Genomic DNA, 23,676 nt, shown 5'->3' with positions numbered 1-23,676 from the left:
AATCAACGCTGTGTGAACCACCGTTTTAATTGGTGTCTGTAATTAGTCGAATAAAAGTCGATCGCGAGTCTGCAATCACATTTTTAATCTTCCCCATCTTGCACTCAAGAATGATCCGCTATGCTTTGCTAACATAGTATTTCTAGAAAATCATTCTTACGGAAATCTGTAATGCAGCTAGTAGTTAGCCATCGGAAAGTAGCTAAAAACGGTCGCATTTGATTTTCACTTTCCAAAAAAACGGAGTACTCCAAACTCTTACGGGATTGGTAAAAATGAATTTGAGATCATCTCAAACAGCCACTCCTATGTTCAATTTTTAAAATTATTAAAATGCAAAAAATGATTATAGCCGTAATGGCATTGGTTTTTAATACAGTTCTATTTTCATGTACCACAGATGAAATCACAGAGACAGGTGAACTCTATCATGTTCAAGCAACTGAAGGTGATGATGGACAGGTAGAGATGGAACGAGAAGATGACGAATAATTTCTTATTTTTTAATACAAACCACATCGTTTTACGGTGTGGTTTTCTTATTTTCATACATTTAGCAATAAATTTTGAAAATGATTTCCCGCTTTATACTATTATATATAGTATCTATATTGATAGCTTGTAATTCAAATAAACAGAAACAGGTTTTTCAAATAGATAACAAAAATTTATATAAGCTATTAATAGCAAGCAAAAATAGAAATATTGATTTAAATCAGAGATTACAATTAATAGATAGCGGCTTTACCCTTATATCAAAATTACCTTTAGATTCTATAAGTTTGGCAGTTATTGCTGCTAAGAGTTCTCTTCATTATAAATTAAATCAAAAAGATAGTTCTTTTCTATACGATAGTTATTTATTAAAGAAGGCAAAAGCATTTTCAAACATTCATTATAGCGCAAATGCTCATTTTAATATAGCCTTATATTTTAAGAAACAGGGTGTTTATGATAGTGCATTTTATCATTACAATCAGTCGAAAAATTTCTTTTTTACTTTAAAAAGAAATTCTAAAGTTGGAAAGGGTTTTTTAGGAATGGCTCTAATACAACAAAATAAAAATGATTTTTTTGGAAGTAAAGAGACTATTGTAGAAGCTTTACAATATTTTAATTCTAAAAAAGATGCTAAATATATTTCATCATCCTATAGCACTTTGGCTACAAATCATAGAAAACTATTAAACTATTCTGACGCAATAAAGTATTATGTAAAAGCTATTGAAAACACTAATTTTAAAACAGATAAATTTATATATCAAAATAATCTAGCCGCTACGTACATTGACAACAAACAATATAACGCTGCTATTTTAAAATTAAAAAGCATTCTTTCAGATTCCGTTTTAATAAGTAATAAGAAAGAATACGCCAGGGTTCTGGATAATCTTGTCTATGCCCGATGGCTTAACGGAGAAGCAATTCAAATCAAAGAATTTCTAGAACCGCTTAAGATTCGTAAACAAAGTAATGATCTCCGAGGGAAAATAGCCAGCTATACCCATCTCGGAGAATTTTATAGTAAAACCAATTCGGTAAGAGCAAGTTCTTATTTTGATTCGGTAATTCAAGTTTCTAAACGGTTAAAAATCCCAAGAGCAGAAAAGGATGCACTTAGCTTTCTAATGAAATTAGAACCAAAAGATGTGAAAATACGCGACCGCTATGTGTTTTTACAAGATAGTCTCTATCGACAAGAATTGAAGGTAAAGACTCAATTTGCCAAGTATAAATACGATGATACGGTCACCCGGGAAGCTAATTTACGCTTAGAAAAAGAAAATGCCGAAAAAGCACTGGAAGTCAGTGAGCAACAAAATCAAAAGACACTTTATTTAGGAGGCTTTCTCTTTGCTGTTACCGCATTTGGACTTTCTCTTTTTGGCTTTAATGAACGAACTAAAAAACTAAGACAGAAAAGTAAAACAGAAAAATTAGAAGCTATATTAAATACAGAGGCGGAATTTTCTTTAAAATTACACGACGATCATGGCGGTAAAATCAACCAAATCATGCTAATGCTACAACGAGGTGTAAAGAAATCAATTATTTTGGACGCGTTGGGGGCATTTTATGAAGACCTTAGGAATTTATCGAGGGAGTTAAACGAAGTAGACACTGGCCCGGATTTTTGGAAAATTCTAAAAGCAACTTTAGAATATATGAAACCCTTAGAAGTTGAATTGATAATTTCTGGTGGAAAGGAAATGGAATGGTTTAGATTAGATCATCAAACAAAAACTATCCTTTCAAAAGTATTGCAGGAATTAATTATCAACATGGGAAAACATAGTAAAGCTAGCCAGGCGGTTGTTCTATTTAAAGATCAGCAAGATAAAATACAGGTGTACTATGAAGATAACGGAATAGGTGCGCCGAAAGATTCCTTAAATAGAAAAAACGGACTTCGCAATACGGAAAAGCGTATTAAAGCTATCAACGGATCTATTACATTTGATACCGAAGAGGGGAAAGGTTTTCGGGCTGAAATTTATATTCCAAAATAGTACTACCTATGTTTAAAAAAGTGTTATTAGCTGAAGATTTTCAAGGTGAAATTCGTGGAGTTTCAGAAACTTTACGCGAGAGATTAAAGATTGAAGATTTACAGGAGGAGTTGTATTGTGATAAAGCCCTTAGCCGTATCAAAGTAGCTTTACAAGGCAAACAACCTTATGATTTACTTATCACTGATTTAATTTTTTTAAAAGATCATGTAGACCGAAAATTGACTTCTGGTATTGAATTAATTAAAGCAGTAAGAATCCTAATGCCGGAGATAAAAATCATAGTGAATTCTATGGAAAAAAACCGGGCACAGGTTGATTTACTTTTTAAAGAACAAAAGATCAATGGGTATGTTTGTAAAGGACCTAACGGAATGTTGGAATTAATACAAGCTGTCAATAAAGTCTATTTAAATAAATGCTTTGTTTCCCCTCAAATCAACTTAACTGCCGCTACTAATGTAGTTGAGTTAGATGATTTTGATCGTGCCATCCTAAAAGAACTAGCTAACGGACTTACAAAAAAGCAAGTTTCTGAAAAGTTTAAGCAAGAAAATATAACGCCAAATAGTGAAAGTACGATTGATAAGAGAATCAGTAAACTTTATGACGAATTTGAAGCTAAAAACACAGTCAACTTACTTGTAAAATTAGCAAAAGAAGGTAAAATATAAAGCTTTTAACTAACAACCCATTTCCATACCATACTTTAAATCCCTTACAGAAACCTGTAAGGGATTGTCTTTTAATGGATTTATGTTTGGGGTATTATTAATCTTAAATTTTTTAATTATGACGAAATATTATGTAAACAATACTGAACAAGCAAATGGCGACCATGAAGTTCATAAGGATGGATGTTACTGGCTCACACTTGTAACGAGTAAAAAGTACTTGGGTGAGTATTATAGTTGCGAATCGGCAGTGATAGAAGCTGAAAAGACTTATACACAATCTAACGGATGTAAACATTGTTCAGAAAGTTGTCATACCTCTTAAATAATTTTAAATGAAGAAAATACTTATAATATTAAGTATAGCATATAATATATGCTGTGCACAGAACAGTACAGGAAATATAAGTAATGCAGAATTGTTCTCATCGAAAGCTGGTACTCTTATAGAAAAGGAATTTATAGGTATTGGTAAAATTGGTGAGGCAGAAATTCAAATTTTGAGGATTACTGATATGATTGCTGGAGAATCTATTCGCTCTCTAAGAATAAAACTAGAGGTAAAGGATACATATTCATCTGACTCTAAAATAGCTCAATTAGATTCTGATGAAATAGACGGTTTAATTAAGTCTATGAACATTATTAAAGAAAGTGTTTTTGGTGTTAATCCTAAAAATTATACTGAAATTACTTTTAGAAGTAGAAGTGGTTTTGAAGCTGGTTGCTTCTGGAATAATAATAATGAATGGTCATCATATTTACAAGTAGAAAGGAATAATAGAAAATCCATAATTCTTCTTGAAAGAGGTGACTACAATGAATTATTAGGTCTTTTAGAAATAGCTAAAAATAAAATCTACAGAAATAATTAATGATACAAAATATTCTTATTAATCGGATAGGCATCTCTATTATCATATTGGGTGTATTTTTCTCGTCCCTTACCAGCTATACTAAAATTGAAGCCAAGGTATACATCTGTAAAGGAAAAGGGAGTAAACGGTATCATTACAGACAGTCTTGCAGAGGTCTTTCTCGTTGTTCTTCGGGTATTTATAAGGTTTCTTTACAAGAAGCAAAGCAAATTGGAAGAACATTATGTGGTTGGGAGGATTAACTTGTAGTTTAAAATGATAAAAAAGAACGGTTAAAAAGCCGTTCTTTTTTTACTTTACAGATATCTGTAAGGAATTACTTAAGAATGGTTTTAAGTTTGGGGTAATATTAACTTAAAACAAAAACAATGTCCACTGCAAAATTTGAAATTAAGAAAAGTACTAATGGTAAATTTTACTTTAACCTTCGTTCAAAAAGTAACGGAGAAATTATTGCTACAAGTGAAATGTATAATTCTAAACAAAGCTGTAAGGATGGTATAAGTGCCGTAAAAAGAGATGCTCCCAATGCAATTATCAACGATTTAACTTAAACCTCTAGTGCGTTTAGGGAAAAAGCGTCAGTTTGAGTGTTTTTTCGTAATGAAATGAAGAAAAAATAGCCTGTCCTTGACTTGATCGAGGATATCGAAAACAGCTTTTTTAAGTAATATCCTTATTCTTGATACACTTCTTCCTCCGATCGAAGTACTTGAACTGACGGATTTTACAATAATTATTATTCAAATGTACCACGATTTAACTTGATTAACCTTATATCATGACAAAGAAAACCACACCTATCAAACCACCTTCGAAACCAACACCGTCCTCTATCCCCGAAAGAATTCCTAATCGTCCGAATCCCCGTCCAAATCCTTTTCCATCAAAGCCTCATAATAGAAACTCTCAATTAAAAAAGATGCTTAGTGAATAAAAAACTACTAATAAATCTTGTACGTATGCTATCATTTTGTTGCGCTTTACTCTTGTTTATTGCCGTACTACCTAATCCTTTAAAATATTACGGGTGGTTGCGTGGGATCGTTTCTCTAGGTGCCATTCTAGTTATGATTAAAAATTTTACCGTTGGGTATTGGGTCATTCTGTTTGGACTCATATTGATCTTATTTAATCCTGTATGGCCTATTCATTTTTATATGAAACTTCCCTGGGTACCCATAGATATTGTAACCGGAATCTTATTTCTGGTAGAAATATTCATAAAAAAACCCATGCGTGAAATATCCGAACCAGTAAGTAAAGAAACTATAATTATAGAAGAGGCTAAAACCTACCAACGAGACAGAATTTTATAAATAAAACCATTATGGATCATACATCAATACCCACGGTGATTAAAAGTCACTTTCTTCGATTATACCAGATTGCACTTGCCGATGGAGAGTTTAGTGCCCTCGAATTAAAAATGCTATATGAATTTGCAGAAGAACGCGGTATTTCAAAAGAACATCTGGATCAAATTTTACTTAATCCGGTAGATGCAAATAACCTAATTCCGGAAGAAATTCCTGAAAAAATAAGTTTCCTGTATGATTTTACGGCAATGATTTGGGCAGATGAAGTTGTAACAGAAGATGAACTCTCCGCTTTAAAAAAGTATATCAAACTCTTCGGTTTTTTAGATGAGAATATTGAACTCCTGGCACAATTTCTTATCGAATCCGTAAAAATCAATCGAACTAAAGAAGAAATTATTAACCAATTAAATAAGTGATGATGGGATTAAAAGACTTGGTAAAGCTTAAACCAAAAGAAACAGTAATTCAAATAAAAGATGAACAGCCCAACGAGGAAGCAAGAAAAAGAACCTATCATGAGGCAGGGTATAGAGATAGTTCCAGAAATACCGGAAATTCTCAAACACTATCAATCTGTCTTGATGCCATCTATGCCAAATTTGAAAATGAAGAAAAAGAATTGCAGCACAAACAAGAAGAACTTAAAAAACCCTATGCACAAGAACAATTAGAAAAAGAGTCAGAAATCAAAGGATTTCAGGTAGCTATTGATAACGCAAATGAGAAGATAGCGCATAATGAGGATAAAAATCAGGATGTTGAAAAATTAATAAAAGAATTAAAATTTGAGATCACAGATCTACCTCAAAACCCGGATGCTTACGGAATCCCAGCAAAACAGGGGGCTTCTACAAAATTTTGGATAGGAATTGGAGCTTTAATTCCTATTACTATCTACTTATTTATGTTCTATACATCAGTTGTTTATTCCGCTATGATAAGAGAATTTACATATGGATCAACTAAAATTTTTGCACCTAAATCCATTGTTAGAGCTTGGGAAAGTGGATTTCAAGATTTTGCTACCGTTATTTTTGCTCCATTTATTTTTATTGGCCTTGGATATTTAATTCATATGTTTTATCAAAAGAAAAATATAGCCTCTTATTTTAAACTTGCAGCAATCATCGTAGTGACTTTAATTTTTGACATCCTACTCGCTTTTTTTATAGAAAGAAAATTATGGGAACTTAATGCTGTTAGTCTTAAAGATAAATTTGGTTTTGCCGAAGCCATAAAAAGTCAGGAGTTTTGGTTGATTATTTTTCTTGGCTTTATCGTCTATTTAATTTGGGGTTTCATCTTTGATTTTGTTATGGAAGAGCATAAAGAAAAAGATAAAATCAAAAACGCCATTCGTAAACGTAACGAACAAATTACGCTACACAAAGAACAAATTCATGATAATAAAACTAAGATTGATGAAGTAAGAGTATTAATTCAGGAGATCAAAGAAAAAATTTCTAAAGCCAAAGGAAGGATTAATGAATTGCAGCGTATCATTGATGGTACTATCATTCCTACTAAAGAATATAAACTATATGCCTCAGAGTATTTACAAGGATGGTTAACTTTTATCAATGAGAAATTAGTGATCTCCAAGTTTGAAAATGATAAGTTAATTTCAGAATGCCTCGAAATTAGTAAGGCTCATTTAGCAAAAATTGGAGTCCGGGAGGATTATCATAATACCATATTTACAAAAACCCATTAAAATGAAAAAAGTACTACTCATTACGTTTTGCGCGTTGCTAATTTTTATCATGTGTCAATCCGAAAAAGAATCTAAAAATCAAGAAGAAAATTCGGATGTTATTGCCAACATAAAAAAGCAAAATTTTAATTCAAAATGTGAACTCCATATTCTGGATCGAAAAGATAATAATTTAAATATTAGTATTCTCCTGGATCTTTCAGACCGGATAGAATTACCACAACAACAGGCAAAAGATTCGGCTTATATCTTGTCAATAGCTAAAGCTTTTAATAATCATGTTCTTAGAAAGAAGCTGGTTTTACTATATGATAAAATGGAAGTGTATTTTGAACCAGCTCCTACTAATCCTACAATCAATCAACTTGCTGAGGAATTAAAAGTAAGTTATGTAAAAGGCGTGTCCAAAGATAAATGGATACCTGAAACCATAAAACGCTACGGAACGCTTCCGGGACAGATATATGCGCAATCTAGAGCCATTGCTAAGACAGAAGGCTATTCAGGTTCAGATATTTGGGGATTTTTTAAAAATCATGTAAAGGATTATTGTATGGAAGCATGTAATCGGAATATCTTGGTAATACTAACTGATGGATACTTGTATGATAAAGCCGGTTTAAAAAAAGAAGGAAATCTAACGTCATATTTGACACCGCAATCTTTAACAAAACTCAAATTAAACAAATCAGATTGGAAAACAGAAATAAAAGACCGAGGCTTAGGTTTTATACCCGCCACCCAGGGATTAGAAGACTTGGAGGTTTTAGTATTAGGGATTCAAAGTCAAAATAGTAACCATCCTTATGCACAAGAAATTATCGAAAATTATTGGGAGACCTGGTTAACCCAAATGAATGTAAAGAGATTTAAAATTAAAAGTGCTGACTTACCCTCTCATATAGAAAAAGTGATTATGAACTTTATCTCAAATAAAAACTGATTATGGCTTTTAAATTTAACAAGAAAATAAAACTAGGTAAAGGATTCGGAGTACATATAAGTAAATCAGGAATCACTCCCAGTTATAGGAACAAAAGGGGGAGTTTAAGTTCAAAAGGATATTCTGTAAAAACAGGAATCCCGGGGGTAACCTACCGAAAAACTTTTTCTAAATCAAAGCAAAGTGGTTGCTTACTTATATTTCTGGTATTATTAGGGTTTTTACCTTTTTCATGCTCAAAAGGTGGTGCAGATACTCCATGCAGCGATACCAATTGTGCTAATTATACTTCACAAAGTTCCGCTCAAGCTGCATTTGATGCCGATCCCGAATGTAGAAATGATTTGGATGCAGATAAAGATGGCATTGCTTGCGAAGAATTGGGGAATAGTGTAAAAGATTGTAATACGACTTCTAACTGCGGATGTTCCAATAAAAACAAAGCTGCATGTCAATCAGATCCTTGCTGCCAGTGGATAGTAGGCGAGGGATGTAGGTGTAGTTAATTTTTAAAATCAAAATTAAGATATACAGGAAGGTGGTCAGATAGTTTTCTGGCTTTCTCCAGGCGATCACAAGTTTTTACAAAATCTAAAACTCCACTGTCGATTTTTAAAATTTGGGAAGAGAAAAATATATTGTCAATAGGATAGTTAAGATAGTTAAAACCTTTACAGGCTCTTTTTAAAGTAGTTTGTTGATTCTTTATAGCGGTATAATATCCATTATTTTTGAAATGATCAAATACAGGTTTAGCTTCATTTACATTAAAATCACCAGTTAACATGATAGGTGTAGAAAAAGTATTTATCAAATGTTTAGTAATTGCTTTAATTTCAGCTTCAGGGTTCTTATTATAAGGCCTAGAATGAAAGTTGACCAGGCTTAACCTCTTATCATTTATGTAGAAGTCTATTAAAAAAGGTTCTCTGTCAACAAGTGTATCCAATTCACTAATTAATTTCCCTCTGTTTTTTATTTTTATATGTTTAGTTTTCCAGATAACTGCATAACGTTCCGTAGCATATTTCGGACTATTAGTAGGATCACTAATAACATAATCCCATTGCGCCCCTTTTCTATTTAAAATTCCAGATAATTTTGCGACTGCCTGAGCTCCTCCATAACCAGCAACAACCTCCTGAATTGCCACGATATCTGCTTCTCTTACAATTTCTGCAATTTCATTTAATTCTTCTTCATTCTTTGTTTTTCCGAAATCCTGAATATTCCAGGAAATAAGACGTATCTCGTTTATTTGTGAAAAAGTATAAGAAGAGAGCAGCAGGAAGAATAAAAAAGTAATTTTCATACGCATAAAACTAAGAAAAATAAATGCTACATTTTTACGTAAAAGCGTAATCAGTTTTTGGCAAACTTCGTTATAAAAATGAGCTTACCCTTAGCTTAAATTAGCATATCGAGTCCTTCTATCTAACTATAAACGATATGGCTATTTTGACTTAAATCCTTATTATATTAAGCTTAGTTAAAAGACTCAATAGTTCTACTAAACACTTGAAGTACGCCTCTTTCTTAATTTACGTTTTCGAACTGACAGATTTTACCATAGTTAGAGTTTAAATGTACCGCGGGTTAAAAATCCACAACTTCATATAATAAAAAGCTAAAACTCTGCCTTTGGAAATTCGGTAAGCCTTAAAAGCGTACTTCCCATAGGTTCTAATTCCAAATTAATTTTATCCTTTGTCTCGATAATCTCCGGAAAAGGAGCAAGGGAAGACCATCTGATAAGATCCCAGTTCTTAACCGTCATTGCTGCTACTTTTAGTTTGATTGGGGTATTTCCATGTTCCCAGGGATATCCTATGTGATCCGTTCTGACTACTTCTATATCTTTACTGGTAAGGTTTTTAGAAAGAGCTACAGCCCAATCATGGAGGTGTAAAGGATACATCTCATAAGCTGGAAATTCAGGACTACACTTTTTGGCATAATCACTAGTTACCAGGCGTGTTTTTGCTTGGATAGATTTAGAGAAAACTAAGGGTCCGTAATTAATAGCTATACCTTTTCCCCGATTATCAATTTGAGGCGAAGTTTTAAAACGGATAGTGAGCAAATCCCCTTTCTTGAATTTTCGGGATAGTGTTTTAAATAGGGTACTTTCAGAACCTTTAAAAATTTCTTTACCATTTAAGCTAATTTGATAGGATTCTGTCCAACCTGGTATTCTCAAATCCAAAGCTATTTTTTTTACAGGCGCCTCATATACTTCTATGGTAATATCATGCTCAAAAGGATAGTTGGTTTTTTGAGTAAAACTAAATAGTTCATCGCCTAGCGGAATGTTTATAGTAGCAGGTAAATAAAAAACTACCGACACTTTATTCTTATTTTTTTCAATCATACAGGTTCGACTTAAAAAAGTTGGAAACATCCGGTGTACGTTTCCGGAACAGCACTGGGTATCATGCCCAGGCTTATAGCTTAAACGACCTTTAGAACCAAACCCCCAATCGTGGTGATCGTCATACTCACTGGACATACCTGTACTCATAACCAGATTAGGAGCAGAAAAATATTGGTGCGCTTTAAAGTTACTAGTCACACAAGAAAATCCGGAATTGTATAGATTCTTCTCCATTTTGTCCGCAAAATACGGGTCACCGGTTGCTAACAAAGCATAACCAAGCGACCAGTTGTAATCTACCGTATTACACATTTCATGTGCTTTTTCCGGACCTTTTCCTGCAAAAGGTTCTGAGCAGCTAGCCAATCCGTCAGCAAGTTCATGATTATCCTCCAACTGTTTGACGGCACCGTATATTGCTTCTTTATACCTTTTATCACCAGTATACTTATATAGAATGGCAGGAAGCTTTAAAAATTCATGGTAAGTCACTCCATGTCCTGTAGATTTTAATTCTTGTATCATGCCCTTAGCCGAAAATTGAAATATAGGTTCGTTTTTACCTACTTTTTCTGCTTGTTGCTGAAACCCGGTATACAATCGTTCTGCTGCTTTTAGATAGAATTCATTGCCGGTTATTCTATAGAGTTCACACAAATGTTCAACATGTAATACGGAGCGTACATAAAACCCTGATGTCTTTGGAACTCTAAAACTTTCTTCCAGCTTATACGTGGCTTGATAATGTTTCTCTAAAACATTTAATAGATCAGGGTCTTGGGTAGCATCGTATTTTTCGAATAACATTCTCATAAAAACCACCATAGGCCACCACTCATGTTCCATACCAATATTACCTGCACGTAAACGCCCCTCTTTATCTACATTTGCGAGCACATGTTTAATATTAGCATCAACTTTATTTAATAAAGATTGCGAATCTATAGCATATCCTGCTCTTAAAGCCCCGTCCAGATAATAGCCGGTGTGTTCATATGGCCACCAGGGAGAACGCCAGTATTGAAACTCATCATCTTTTACATCCATTTCTTCGCACCACATGTTGGTATTAAACGGCCAACCGCTTTCTTCCGGATTTCCGGTTAACCCACTTTCCTGACGCTGTAAAAATTCCTTAACCCAACCTTTTGCCACCAGTTGATTAGATGGTAAATCAGTACGGTAAATATGCTGAGCATATAAAGAACTACAGGAATATATGCATAGGATTATAAGAAGTAACCTGAACTTCACTGATAAAAATTTCATATAACTCTAAAATTTTAAATTTTATGACAAGGTTCACGTATATGTATATAATAATGAAATAAATAGGTATTCAAAATGACAACAACTAGTTTTTTATGTTATTCAATATCACATCAATCACTTTCTTGTAAATTTGTAAACAACTAAAAATAAATAACTTAATTTCTAAAGGTCATATTGAAAAGTATACAATAAGTAAATGTTATTGGTTATAGTTATATTTAGTAAATGTATGTAAGGGTAGTAGTTCATATCATTTTTACCATGTTCTTTTTCTTAGGGGCTTGTGACCATACGCGGCAGGAGAACTACAAAAGTTCAAACGGGAGTATAACTACATCCCAAAATACGGATGATTTAGATTTACACGATAGTATTAAAATAAGAAGGCTTATTGATCAAAGCGATAAGTATCGATATAGTGGTAGATATGGTATTGCTTTTGATAATCTATGGGAAGCTTTATTACTTGCAAAAAATCGTAAAGAAGATATTGTATCTGTCGAGATTTATAGAGATATTGGGATCCTATACGATATTTATAGCAAAGATTCGCTGGCATTACATTATCTCCACCGTGCCTTATCACTATCTAAGTCCATAATGGTATCTGATCAGGAGGTAAAGGAACAAATAGTTTCGAATTACTTTAGCATCGCTACATTTTGGCGTGACCGGCATAAGTACGAAGTAGCCCTTACCTATTTGGATTCATGTAATCAGGTGTATGATAACGGACGTATATTGCCATATGCAATGACAGATCAGGGGTTTTGTAATATGAAGGTTGGAAACATTACACTTTCCGAAAAACAATTAGTACGGGCCCGATCTTATCTGGAAAAGAAAAATGCTCCTTACTTAGCAATGAATTTAGCTTTTACCGCAGATTTAAAAAAAGAATTATATCAATATGATAGTGCCCATTATTATTATCAGAAAAGTTTAGAATGGATTAGGATCAAGCAAGTACATATTGAATCAGAACCTGCAATCTTACAAAAAATTGCTGATGTCCATATTCTTCAAGGTAACTGGAGGAGTGCCGTTGATTATTTAAAAGCTTCCAGGGAAGTTAATGACAAGCTTTTCAGTACCACTAGTAAACTCAATGAAGACCTATTTGAAATCAAAAATAAATACAGAGCTCAGTTAGAAAAAAATAAAATAACTATTGCTCAACAACAAGTACTTATTAAAGAAGAAGATAAAAAATTGACAGGTGCCATTATTCTTTTTGCAATAATCCTAACCTTAGGAACTGGTGTTTATATAGTATTTTATCAAAGAAGTAAATTTAAAAGGCTCTCTATGATAAGCCAACATAAAATCGAAAAAAATGAAGCTATCCTGGAAGTAAAAAATAAAGAATTGACCGGATATGCGTTAAAAGTAATTAAGATGCAGGAAAATATTGATTTTTTAGTTGACCTTATTAAAATAAAAGCTCCTGCGGAATATACAGAGTATAAAAAGAAATACTCTCATATTAATACAACCACCTGGAACGAATTTAACAAGAGATTTACTGAAGTAAATACGGAATTCTATAAAACCATATGTAATAAGCATCCTGAATTAACACCTACTGAGTTAAAACATTGTGCGCTTATTAAGTTAAATTTTAATAACTACGAAATGTCCAAAATTTTAAATATTTCGTTGCGCAGTGTGCATACCTCAAGATATAGGATAAAGAAAAAAATAGGTCTGGATGCCAATTCAAGCTTAACCAATTATATAAGAAGTTTATAAGTATAATTTTAATGCGATCATCCCCTTAAAAGATAAAACCTCGCTAAGTCATAGACTAGCGAGGTTTATATTACGATGCTTTTATAAAAAGCGGTCTGGACGGGACTCGAACCCGCGACCCCCTGCGTGACAGGCAGGTATTCTAACCAACTGAACTACCAGACCAATTGCTTATGCGGGTGCAAATCTACGACTTTATTTTACTTATACAATTATTTTTAAATTAATTTTTTGCATTTTTTTTCGTGAAAATAGCTAGTACAAATCTTATTTTGTTAATCTAAAACTACTAGAATAGAACCACACTCTTACTTTACTATTACTTTACGAATATCTATTTCTCCGGATGAGTCTTGTAACTTCAATAAATACACTCCATCTTGTAACATATTCGTATCGACTGTTAAATTTGAAACATTATCAACATCTTTTAAAAATACTATTTTCCCTGAAATATCGAACATTGTTATTTTTTCTAAGAAAACATTCTGTTTGTTAAACTCAATTTTAAAAAAATCAGAGGTAGGATTTGGATAAATGTTAATACCAGAATTTTCTTCTAAAGTTAATTCTTTTCTATTTGAGTTTCTTTTTGATCTGGCGTCCAGAAAAAGCACTCCTTCTGATTCTATTTCAATTTTATTAGAAGATAAAATTTCTCCTGTAAACATATTGGTTAAGGTTAAATTTGAAGCAGGAACACCTTTCAATCTAATAGTTATCTTAGAACTTGTTTTAGATAAATTATTAATTGAAATTACATTTCTACCATCAGGCGTTTGTATAGACCTCCAAAAACAACCTCGTTCATTAACAGGTTTATCCTCATTAAGTATTAGTCTTGGCTTTAGACCAGATGTGTTGACCACAGATATTGCTGTATTTCTAAATTGCCCAAGGCTATTTGCCTTCATTATTCTTCCTCCTTTATTAGTGTTAAGGACTTTATTTAAAGGATTGCCATATGGACCTGTTTTTAAACTTTTATCATCCATAATTATAGTTCCGCCATTGTCTAAGTAGGTTTGTAAAGCTTTAAATTCACCTGGCGTGACAAAGGGACTCTCGGAAATAAGTATAACCTTCCAATTGTCGTTATTTTGTTCTTGAATTATCTTCTTTGTTACGAACCCTAGAGGGTAGCCATCAAAATATAATTTTTCATATAAATTAGATATTGGTACCATATGATCAATTTTATTAATAGCAGAAGTTTCTGAATGAAATATTCTTATAGGCTTTTTAGCCAACTGTATTTGATAAATATCTTCAGCATGCGCATTGAGTTCAAACATGGTTAATTGTATTTCATTAACAATACCAGGCTGCTGTCCTAAAGAACCTGTATGAGACCCTAATCTTGGGGCAGTTACCGACCCATCCTTAGCTCTGGACCATACCCAAATTTCACTCATATTTTGTCCTAGTAAATGTGCAAGCCAAGTTACAGATCGCGCATATTTGGGTTTTAAGTATAGATCTCTGAACTGCGCGGTTGCAAAATAATGAACTTCGGAATTATAATTAACTTGATTCGGTTTTACCGATCTAAAGAAATCATAAGGAAGAGACATGAGTCGCCAATCATAAGCATATTTTTCAAGTAATGGACTCTGCGCACCTCTCATCCTACGCTTCACAACCTTTGCATCGTTTCCACTAATTCCTGATAACCTAGTTAAGTCTTCAAAATTTAATCCTGAATCCCTAATTTCGTCTGTTAAATAACCTGGAATTAACTTTAGATGTACCTTTGCTTCAGGATCATTTTTTGTTATATTATCTTTTAAAAATTGAAACCAATTTGTTACTCTAAATTGATTGTAACGCATCCAGTCATAAGCGATTGGAGTTCCTATCAAACTCCTTTTAAATGGTAATTCAATTTTTACGTCTCGAAAACTGGCATATCGATCTACTCCTTTTAAACCGTACTTGTTATTTAAGTTATTAATTGTATAATGTATGTCTTTTAAGTAAACGGCAAAATTATCTATTGTATATTTTGAAACTGAATTTAAGTTACAAAATTCATCAGCTACACAAGCTGCTTCTGCATCAGCGCTAGAAGGTGCTCCGTTGTCATAACTGCCTTCTGCCGTAGCAAAATGGGGCTCATTAGCTAATAAATAACCTTGCCCTGAAAAATTTTTGCCTTTAGCATCTAAGGAGGCTTTGTTTAAAATTGTTTTCCAAAGTATTCGAGTGTCCGGATTGTCAATATCATAAGTGGTAAATGATCTCTCCCCGGCATATATAGAAGTATCAGACTTATCATTCCTATATTTTTCTTGTAAATAAAAAGGAACTATCCTATGTTGTAAAAAGACATTACCGAAATTTGCTGACTTGTTTGCTCTAATTAGACTATTTTTATAAGCCACATTTAAAACTCCCGGTGAACTTGAAGTATTTCCTGCAATGAGAAAGGTATTGTCCGCTCCATAATATTCAGTTAAGTCTAACTCTTTTTTAGAAACTCCTGTCGGGTCAATGGATATATCGGGCATAAAATTATAAGACGATACAAAAATTGGACGCTTTTTTCCGTTAACGGTTTGAACTACTCTGGCATTTTTAGCATCTAAACTAATTTTAGACCAATCCGGATTAATAGTAGGTTTTCTTTTTAAAATATTCTTATTAAGTGCCCTTACATTTGCTATAGCTTTTTCCACCATCATAATAATTTGCTTACGTTCAAAAGTTGGTAAGTTTTCAGCAGCAGCTTTTGCATCTCTTCCCATACTATCACGACCGTCCTTCAGCGGATCATTATTTGGATTATAAATACTTCTATAAGTAGTAAGGGATTCAAAACCTTTTTGATTAAACTCAGTATTTAATTCATCCCATTTAGCATAGTTTAAAAAAACTTCTGCTGTCCTTAAAGTCATTTTTTCACGAATGACATCTCTATTAGCTTTCTCTGCTGTCGTTATTAAATTCTGAAGTCTTGCAATTTTTTCACGTGCTTGTTGTTCAAAATTTTGAGCACAGACAAATTGCATCAATAAAACAGAAAAAATAAAAGTCTTAAATTGAAAATATTTCATAGGGTAGTTATTTCTATTGAAAATTAATGAGTTAGGTAGTGAAGGTACAATTAAAATAATAAATCCATGAAAAGCTATCTTTTTCGGTTTTATGGTAATAAAGTATGTGAAGTAAGTGAAAAGATTATTTTATAGTCCACCACACTAAGTTAGAATACGAATGGATAGTAAAAAATAATTTTTTATGACATGGCTAAATTGACCTAAAATGATAGGATTCTTTATATAAAAAAATTGAAGAAGAATTTTACCATGTACAAATAACCTACACAAATTTTAACCAATCATTCCACAAACTGCCAGTAAAATTATATTTCTATTTGACTACTATTTTATGAGTATCTATATTTCCGGAGGAATCTTTTAACTTCAACAGATACATTCCAATCTGAAACATTCTTGCACTAATCTTTAAATTGGAATTATCCTCATTTTCTTTTGTATATACTAGTTTTCCTAAAACATCAAATATTTCTATACTTTTTAAGAAAGTCTTCGGTTTGTTAAAGGCAATTTCAAAAAAATCGGTGCTGGGATTAGGGAAGATTTTTATATCAGACTCATTTTCCGTATCCACATTTCCTATCTTCGATGTAACGTCCAGGAGTAAAACTTCTTCTGGCTTCAATTCAATCTCACTGGTAGGTAAAACTTCTCCGTTAAACATATTTTTTATTTGTAGATCTGATTTGTTTACACCATCTAATGTTATCGTAACAACCGAACTAGTTTTGGATAAATTATTAATTGAAATTACATTTCTGCCATCCGGAGTTTGTATAGATCTCCAGAAACAACCACGTTCATCTATTGATTTATTTTCGGTAAGAGCTAATTTTGGATTTAATCCCGCAGCTTTAACAGTCGATAGTGCTTGTGTCCTGAAGGAATTAAAGTCAGTTGCAGTTATAATTGAACCGCCATTGGTTGTATTTAATACCTTGTTCAAAGGTTTTCCGTATTCATTTGTTTTAAGACTAGCTTCATCAATAATAATAGTACCTCCTTTATCTAAATAGGCCTGAAGTTGGTTGAATTCACCTTCTGTTACAGAGGGACTTTGAGAAATTAATACCACCTTCCATAAATTATTATCCTGTTCTTTAATAATTTTTTCTGTAACAAAGCCTAAGGGATATCCGTCAAAGTATAATTTTTCATACAACCCGGACAATTGAGTCATATGATCGGTCTTATTAATTGCAGAAGTCTCAGAATAAAATATTCTAATTGGTTTTTTATCTAATTGAATTTGATAGATGTCTTCTGCATGCGCATTTAGATCAAACATCGTCAATTGAATTTCGTTGACAATAGCGGGTTGTTGACCTAAAGAACCTGCATGGGCTTCTGATCTCTGAGTAGTAACAGAACCATCTTTTGCCCTGGACCAAACCCAAATGTCGCCCATATTTTGTCCCAGGATATGAGAAAGCCAGGTGACAGAACGTGCATATTCTGGTGTAAGGTATAAATCCCTGAATTGAACTGTTGAAAAATAATGAACTTCAGAGTTGTAAATAATTTGATTAGGCCTTACCGATCTGAAAAAGTCGTAAGAAAATGACATGATAAGCCAATCGTACATGTATTTTTTAAGTAACGGACTTTGTGTGCCTCTCATCTTTTCTTTCACCGCTTTAGCATCATTACCGCTAATTCCGGACAATCGGGTCAAGTCTTCAAAATCCAGACCGGCATCTTTTATATTATCTAATAAATAACCGGGTATTAATTTTATATTCGTGATGGCAGTAGGATCATTCTTTACAATATTGTCCTTTAAAAATTTAAACCAATTAGTTACCCTATATTGATTATAACGCATCCAGTCATAGGCTATTGGCGTACCAATTAAACTTCTTTTAAAAGGTATGTCTATCTTTATATCTTCAAATTGTGCATATCTATTAGTATCAGTTAATCCATAATTATTGTTTAAGTTATCAATGGTTTGATGTATGGACTTAAGATACACACTAAAGTTGTCTTTAGTAAATTTTGAAACAGAATTCAAGTTACAAAAGTCATCTGCTATACAATCTGCCTTAGCATTAGCATTTTTTGGAGTTCCGTTGTCAAAAGAACCTTCTGCCGTAGAAAAATGAGGTTCATTAGCTAATAAATAGCCCTGTTGTACGTATTTTTTTCCTCTGGCATCCAAAGATGCTTGGCTTAGAATGGTTTCCCATAAAATCCGGGTATCAGGATTATCAATATCATAAGTTGTAAATAGCCGCTGTCCGGCATAAATGGAGGTATCTGACTTATCGTTCTTATATTTATCTTTTAAATATTGAGGTACTATTCTATGAATCAAAAAAACATTTCCAAAATTAGAAGATTTATTCGCTTCATTTAATCTTCTTTGATAGGCAACGTTTAAATCTCCGGGTGCACTTGATACATTTCCGGCAAGAAGAAAGGTGTTATCAGCTCCGTAATATTCGGTTAGATCCAATACTTTATCTGAAATTCCTGTAGGATCGATGGATGTATCAGGCATAAAGTTATAACCTGATGTAAAGATAGGACGCCTATCCCCATTAGATTCCTGTATTACCTGGGCATTCGGTAGGTCTAAAGAAATATTTGACCAATCAGGGTTGATGGTTATTTTTCTTTTTAAAGTGTTGTTGTTAAGCGCTTTTATATTTGCAATCGCTTTATCAAGAATGTTAATAACCTGTTTTCGCTCTAAGGTGGGTAGGTAGTCTGCAACTGCCTGAGCATCCCTGCCCTTACTATCAAGACCATCTTTGAGCGGATCATTATTGGGATTAAAAAGTTTTTTATAGGTAGTTAATGATTCAAACCCATCCTTATTAAAAGTCGTATTTAATTCATCCCACTTAGCATAGTTTAAAAAGACCTCTGCTGTTCGTAAAGTCATTTTTTCGCGGATAACTTCTCTTTTATTATTTTCCGCTTCCTCTATAAGGGTTTGTAATATTTCAATTTTACTTTGTGCTTCTTGTTCTAAGTTTTGAGAAATAATACCCTGAACAGCAAAAACAAATAAAACAACTATTTTAAACTGGATATTCTTCGTAAAATCGAAATGTACTTTAGCATATAATATCTTTAAAAAACAATTATTCTTTATCATTTTTCTATAGTTATTTAAATTTTTGACGTTCCACCATATAGGTGGTTAGAATTTGATCAAACAACTGTTGAATATCCGCTTTTACATACTTGATCCGGTATCGAACGCATTGCAAACGTAAATCTTCAAAATACGTACGTACCGCTTTTTGATAAGATTCTTTTACATTATCTGCGTACAGATTAATATGTTCTCCGGTTTCTACATCTACAAAACGAGTGGGACTATTGGTAAAATCAAAGTTTATCTCCGTTTGACTATCAAACGTATGAAACAACACTACCTCATGCTTATTATAGGTTAAATGGCGTAAGGCTTCAAAAAGGGCTTCGGCTTCCTGCGAGGACTGGAACATATCCGTAAATAAAAAGATCAGGGATCGGCGGTGAACTTTTTCTGCAATCTGGTGTAGTATTTCGTAGGTTTTAGTGTTTTTTGGAGCTTTCTCTTTAACCAGAACTTGATTTAATTGGTGTAATAACATCTGGTGATGCCGTTCACTTCCCTTTTCGGGAGAATAATATTCGTAACGGTCGCTATAGATACTTAACCCAACTGCATCCCGTTGTTTTTTTAAAATTTGCATGAGGCATGCAGCCCCTAATACCGAGAAGCTTATTTTATTTAAAGAGTTTAGATGATATTCCTTCACCTTTGGGTAATGCATCGATGAAGAATTATCTATAATCAGATGACACCTCAGGTTGGTTTCTTCTTCGTATTGTTTAGTAAATAGTTTATCTGTTTTCGCATATAACTTCCAGTCAATATGCCGGGTACTTTCTCCCTGGTTGTATACTTTATGTTCAGCAAACTCCGAGGAGAAACCGTGAAAAGGACTTTTATGCATCCCCGAAATAAAACCTTCAACTACTTTTTTGGCCAGTAGTTCCAGGTTGATAAAACCCGAAGTTTTGTTAATTTCATCTCTTACCTTCATAAAGTAGTTTTAATGACACCCAATAACTGATCTCTATTAAATATAAATAGGCTATTAAAAGTTTTGTTTGTTTATAATCAGTAATGTCCAGTAATGATGTGAGACCCACCTGCTGATAGGCAGGTCGCTATTGCTTTTGGAATCAAGACTCAAGACTAATTATTAAAATTTAATCTTGAGTAAAAACTGATTACAAATTCCTATTGCAACGCTAACGAAATCGGGTACATATTTATTTTACCCTAAAAGTAAAAAACAGGCCTTTTAGCCTGTTTTAACTTTACATTCATTTCTATTTTTACAACAAGGAGTCAATGGCCTCTGCGTACACATTTTTAGGAGATACTCCTACCTGTCGTCCTACAACTTCCCCGTTTTGAAAAACAAGGACCGTAGGGATGTTACGCACTCCGTATTTTGCCGCAAATTCCTGGTTAGCATCCACATCTACTTTGCCTACCACTGCTTTACCTTCATAATCGCTGCTAATCTCCTCTATAATCGGACCTACCATTCTACAAGGGCCACACCATGCTGCCCAAAAATCTACAAGAACCGGTTTATCACTTTTTAATACTACTTCGTCAAAAGTAGCGTCTGTTATTTCTAATGCCATATCTATAGTTTAAAATTTGTATATGTTCTGCAATATTAGTCAATAAATTATCTAAAACTTACAGCTAAAGAATATGTTTTTACTATTTTCTTATTTGCATAATCAATGTAAGGTTTTTTACTATCATTCAGAAATTAATCTTGATACTATATTCTATAACCCGGATTTAGTATTTTAAAAATCAACGGGTTTGAGTTAAGTTAAGTAATATATTTCCGCGCAAAAAGAGATGTTAGCTTGTTTAATTCATAGAAATTATACATTTTTTTGAATTATAAAATTATTAGTTTTCGGTAGCGGTAAGTAAGTTTGATAGCGACCTACCCATCAACAGGCTGGTCTTAAGTTTTTATCGGCTACTAATGTTATAAAACAAAAAAAACTTAGCAGTATTGCTACTACTAAGTTTTTTATAAATATTGCTTACATTAATCTCTACATCTTCACCCGTAAGCATATTGTTAAGAAATTCTAATTATCTGTTGTCAGGCTCACCTATCTGAGTACCAATTACACTATCAGCTGGTTGGGTAATTACAGGACAGTTGATGATAGCTCCGGTAGCAGTAAGTAAGTTTGATAAAGAGTTAGCAAGTGGGCTTGGGTTTGCATTTCCCCTGAAAGGAATTAAAGTACCCTCAGCTAACAATTCGTTGATTTGCTCAAAACTTCTAAGTATAGGTCTTTCTTCCTCAGGAATTGTAAACTCAGTGATATGAGCATCCCACATTGGTGCATATCTTGTATCACTTGGATCAATTGGGAAGGTGTTGGTAGGATCCTGCACTTGTCTTTCACTTAAAGAAGCCGCATTCAATCCTTGTACCCCAAAACCGTCAGAGTCAAAAGTCCTACCATTTGCCGTTGGGCTGAAAGGTAACATAGACCCTCCTGGGAACAATCCGAAGGTAGGCAGGTTAGCTAATTTAGGAGCAAATACACCTAATTCGATAGTTGCTGGTCCCGGATCTGAAGTATCCGTTACAATATGGAAGTAGTAAGGTCTCTCAGCATGCCATCCGTCAAGAAGTTGCATTACTACAGAAGCCTGGTCAATGGCAAGGTTCGGGTTGTTTAAATCATCTTCCTGAGCTTGTCCGTTCCCAGCTGGGTTAGGGATCCTGTCATGGATACCTGTACGGTTTGCTACTAATTGTGCATTAATTACTACACCACTAGGTAATACTACATAAGATGACCAGTTCTCATCAGCAACTGCTCCCGGGTTAACTTCTGCTGGTGGAAATCCAAATAGTAATCCGTCCTGAGCACCCGCTACTAAAGATCTCTTAGGAGAAAAATCTACTGATCCTTCAAAAACCAATCTACCTCTTCGGTTAAAAAACGCTCTTTGTTCCCCTCCGGAACCAATAGCCCTTGCCATTCTAGGAGAGTAAATTACCCCTAATTTCTTAGCCATAAATAGATCAGAAGCTTCTGTAATTACATAATATCCTCTTCTTCTACGACCATCAGGTAGTGTTTCTACCCCTCGGAACATTGGGAACCTGGCAGTAGGACCTTCAGGTACTACAGATCGGTCAATTCTAAAGTCAATACCTAAAACACTAGGTAAAAATACGTTTTGAGCAGCAGTAAATTTTAAAGCAGGTCTAAAGAAGTTATAAGGAACTCCGCCATCTTCACGGATACTGTTTAAAAGTATTTTAGCTTCTTTTAATGCTCTTAAAGATTGGAAGAAACCTCGGGACTTAGCTTCTGCCTCAAGGGCATCTTCTGTAGTTTCTGCAATTTCAATTTCGTTTTCCGGTACCAATTCTTCTTCGTTGCTACACCCTACTAGTAATAAAGCCACTAGAATGCTTGAAAATAATCTTTTCATCGTCTTAATTTTTAAAGTTATTAATCTGTTTTATGCAAAAAGGAAACAATTGGCCAACTGTCTTTGTATGCGTATCAAAAGGTTTTAAGGTTTGATATGTAGTCAGACGATACTATCTTTTTTTAATTACAGGCAAAAAAGAGGATTTGTTTAAGTATGATTCTTTGAATAGTAAATTACAGGTAACTATATTTCTAGTTATCAGGGTATTATGTATTTTAAGGAATTGCAATAAATAAACAAAAACCTATATGTTTTAGTATTTATTTAACTAAAATTAGAATAATTTAATAATTTCTTACTTTGCGAATTTTGATATTTATAGTCAAAAAGCATCAAAAAATTACGCCATAACCAGAGGTTGTTTTGAGTATTCTTCAATTTTTTAGAATAATATATCAGATTTACGAAGTATTTCAGAAGATTTTCATGCAAAATACAGTTTAGATACGGGATATTCTAAAGTAAAAATGACCTAAAACCATGTATTAAAGTGAACTGTTAAAGGAAATAATAGGGTGATAATAAATAGTTTTGATTTAGAAACTTTACAAATTCGGCTAAAGAGATGCTTAGAAAGATAGAGGGAGTTGATACCTGCTTTTAATTTCTAAATCCACATCACTTTTATAATACCTTATTTTAATTTTCATAGTTGTTAATACTAGTGTCC

At 33.3% G+C, this 23,676-nt stretch carries 20 protein-coding genes and 1 tRNA gene; 13 read left to right on the top strand and 8 right to left on the bottom strand.

Annotated features, from left to right (window positions below; translation table 11 throughout):
- Positions 1–342 precede the first annotated feature (342 nt).
- The 12 genes from NBT05_RS03490 (at position 343) to NBT05_RS03435 (ending at position 8,547) form a co-directional block, all read left to right on the top strand.
- Positions 343–492, top strand: a complete 150-nt coding sequence (locus NBT05_RS03490) for a hypothetical protein (protein ID WP_265772058.1) — start codon at positions 343–345, stop codon at positions 490–492.
- A 290-nt stretch (positions 493–782) separates the two neighbouring features.
- Positions 783–2,510, top strand: coding sequence for an ATP-binding protein (locus NBT05_RS03485; RefSeq protein ID WP_265772057.1), 1,728 nt, complete (start codon positions 783–785; stop codon positions 2,508–2,510).
- 8 nt (positions 2,511–2,518) lie between these two features.
- Positions 2,519–3,184, top strand: a complete 666-nt coding sequence (locus tag NBT05_RS03480) for a DNA-binding response regulator (protein WP_265772055.1) — start codon at positions 2,519–2,521, stop codon at positions 3,182–3,184.
- Positions 3,185–3,519: 335 nt separating this feature from the next.
- Positions 3,520–4,059 carry a hypothetical protein gene (locus NBT05_RS03475; protein ID WP_265772054.1) on the top strand — a complete coding sequence of 180 codons (540 nt, stop codon included), beginning with the start codon at positions 3,520–3,522 and terminating at the stop codon, positions 4,057–4,059.
- A complete protein-coding gene (locus NBT05_RS03470; protein ID WP_265772053.1) occupies positions 4,059–4,304 on the top strand; it encodes a hypothetical protein in 246 nt (81 codons plus the stop codon). Before NBT05_RS03475 ends, NBT05_RS03470 begins: the two co-directional genes overlap by 1 nt.
- Positions 4,305–4,430: 126 nt before the next feature.
- Positions 4,431–4,616, top strand: a complete 186-nt coding sequence (locus tag NBT05_RS03465; RefSeq protein ID WP_265772052.1) for a YegP family protein — start codon at positions 4,431–4,433, stop codon at positions 4,614–4,616.
- Between the two features lie 227 nt (positions 4,617–4,843).
- On the top strand, positions 4,844–4,999 hold the full coding sequence (locus tag NBT05_RS03460) for a hypothetical protein (protein WP_265772051.1): 156 nt from the start codon (positions 4,844–4,846) through the stop codon (positions 4,997–4,999).
- Positions 5,000–5,024: 25 nt separating this feature from the next.
- On the top strand, positions 5,025–5,381 hold the full coding sequence (locus NBT05_RS03455) for a DUF6804 family protein (RefSeq protein WP_265772050.1): 357 nt from the start codon (positions 5,025–5,027) through the stop codon (positions 5,379–5,381).
- An 11-nt stretch (positions 5,382–5,392) separates the two neighbouring features.
- Positions 5,393–5,800, top strand: a complete 408-nt coding sequence (locus tag NBT05_RS03450) for a hypothetical protein (RefSeq protein ID WP_265772049.1) — start codon at positions 5,393–5,395, stop codon at positions 5,798–5,800.
- Positions 5,800–7,098 (top strand): beta-carotene 15,15'-monooxygenase, encoded by a 1,299-nt coding sequence (locus NBT05_RS03445; protein ID WP_265772048.1) that lies wholly within the window; start codon positions 5,800–5,802, stop codon positions 7,096–7,098. The genes NBT05_RS03450 and NBT05_RS03445 overlap by 1 nt, the downstream gene beginning before the upstream one ends.
- A 1-nt stretch (position 7,099) precedes the next feature.
- On the top strand, positions 7,100–8,041 hold the full coding sequence (locus tag NBT05_RS03440) for a hypothetical protein (RefSeq protein WP_265772047.1): 942 nt from the start codon (positions 7,100–7,102) through the stop codon (positions 8,039–8,041).
- A gap of 2 nt (positions 8,042–8,043) precedes the next feature.
- Positions 8,044–8,547: a DUF4236 domain-containing protein gene (locus tag NBT05_RS03435; protein WP_265772046.1), complete on the top strand. Its 504-nt coding sequence runs from the start codon at positions 8,044–8,046 to the stop codon at positions 8,545–8,547.
- Here the strand turns inward: NBT05_RS03435 and NBT05_RS03430 are convergent.
- A complete protein-coding gene (locus tag NBT05_RS03430; protein ID WP_265772045.1) occupies positions 8,544–9,353 on the bottom strand; it encodes an endonuclease/exonuclease/phosphatase family protein in 810 nt (269 codons plus the stop codon). The genes NBT05_RS03435 and NBT05_RS03430 overlap by 4 nt on opposite strands.
- Positions 9,354–9,668: 315 nt before the next feature.
- Positions 9,669–11,684: a beta-L-arabinofuranosidase domain-containing protein gene (locus tag NBT05_RS03425; RefSeq protein WP_265772044.1), complete on the bottom strand. Its 2,016-nt coding sequence runs from the start codon at positions 11,682–11,684 to the stop codon at positions 9,669–9,671.
- A 228-nt stretch (positions 11,685–11,912) separates the two neighbouring features.
- Here NBT05_RS03425 and NBT05_RS03420 point away from each other — a divergent pair, with 228 nt between their 5' ends.
- On the top strand, positions 11,913–13,439 hold the full coding sequence (locus NBT05_RS03420; protein WP_265772042.1) for a helix-turn-helix transcriptional regulator: 1,527 nt from the start codon (positions 11,913–11,915) through the stop codon (positions 13,437–13,439).
- A 91-nt stretch (positions 13,440–13,530) separates the two neighbouring features.
- Here NBT05_RS03420 and NBT05_RS03415 read toward each other — a convergent pair.
- The 6 genes from NBT05_RS03415 to NBT05_RS03390 form a co-directional block, all read right to left on the bottom strand.
- Positions 13,531–13,604, bottom strand: a tRNA-Asp gene (locus tag NBT05_RS03415).
- 143 nt (positions 13,605–13,747) lie between these two features.
- The gene (locus NBT05_RS03410; protein WP_265772041.1) at positions 13,748–16,495 is read right to left on the bottom strand and encodes a T9SS type A sorting domain-containing protein; all 2,748 of its coding nucleotides are present in this window, start codon (positions 16,493–16,495) and stop codon (positions 13,748–13,750) included.
- A 316-nt stretch (positions 16,496–16,811) separates the two neighbouring features.
- Entirely contained in the window at positions 16,812–19,604 is a 2,793-nt protein-coding gene (locus NBT05_RS03405; RefSeq protein ID WP_265772040.1) for a T9SS type A sorting domain-containing protein, read from the bottom strand.
- A 10-nt stretch (positions 19,605–19,614) separates the two neighbouring features.
- Complete coding sequence (locus tag NBT05_RS03400; RefSeq protein ID WP_265772038.1) at positions 19,615–20,544, bottom strand: DUF58 domain-containing protein; 930 nt, start codon at positions 20,542–20,544, stop codon at positions 19,615–19,617.
- Between the two features lie 298 nt (positions 20,545–20,842).
- Positions 20,843–21,160 (bottom strand): thioredoxin, encoded by a 318-nt coding sequence (trxA, locus tag NBT05_RS03395; protein WP_265772036.1) that lies wholly within the window; start codon positions 21,158–21,160, stop codon positions 20,843–20,845.
- A gap of 475 nt (positions 21,161–21,635) precedes the next feature.
- Positions 21,636–23,003 carry a hypothetical protein gene (locus NBT05_RS03390; RefSeq protein WP_265772035.1) on the bottom strand — a complete coding sequence of 456 codons (1,368 nt, stop codon included), beginning with the start codon at positions 23,001–23,003 and terminating at the stop codon, positions 21,636–21,638.
- Positions 23,004–23,676 lie beyond the last annotated feature (673 nt).

It is taken from the genome of Aquimarina sp. ERC-38 (genome assembly GCF_026222555.1).
In the GTDB taxonomy this organism is placed as follows: domain Bacteria; phylum Bacteroidota; class Bacteroidia; order Flavobacteriales; family Flavobacteriaceae; genus Aquimarina.
This window is presented reverse-complemented; position numbering and strand designations above follow the sequence as displayed.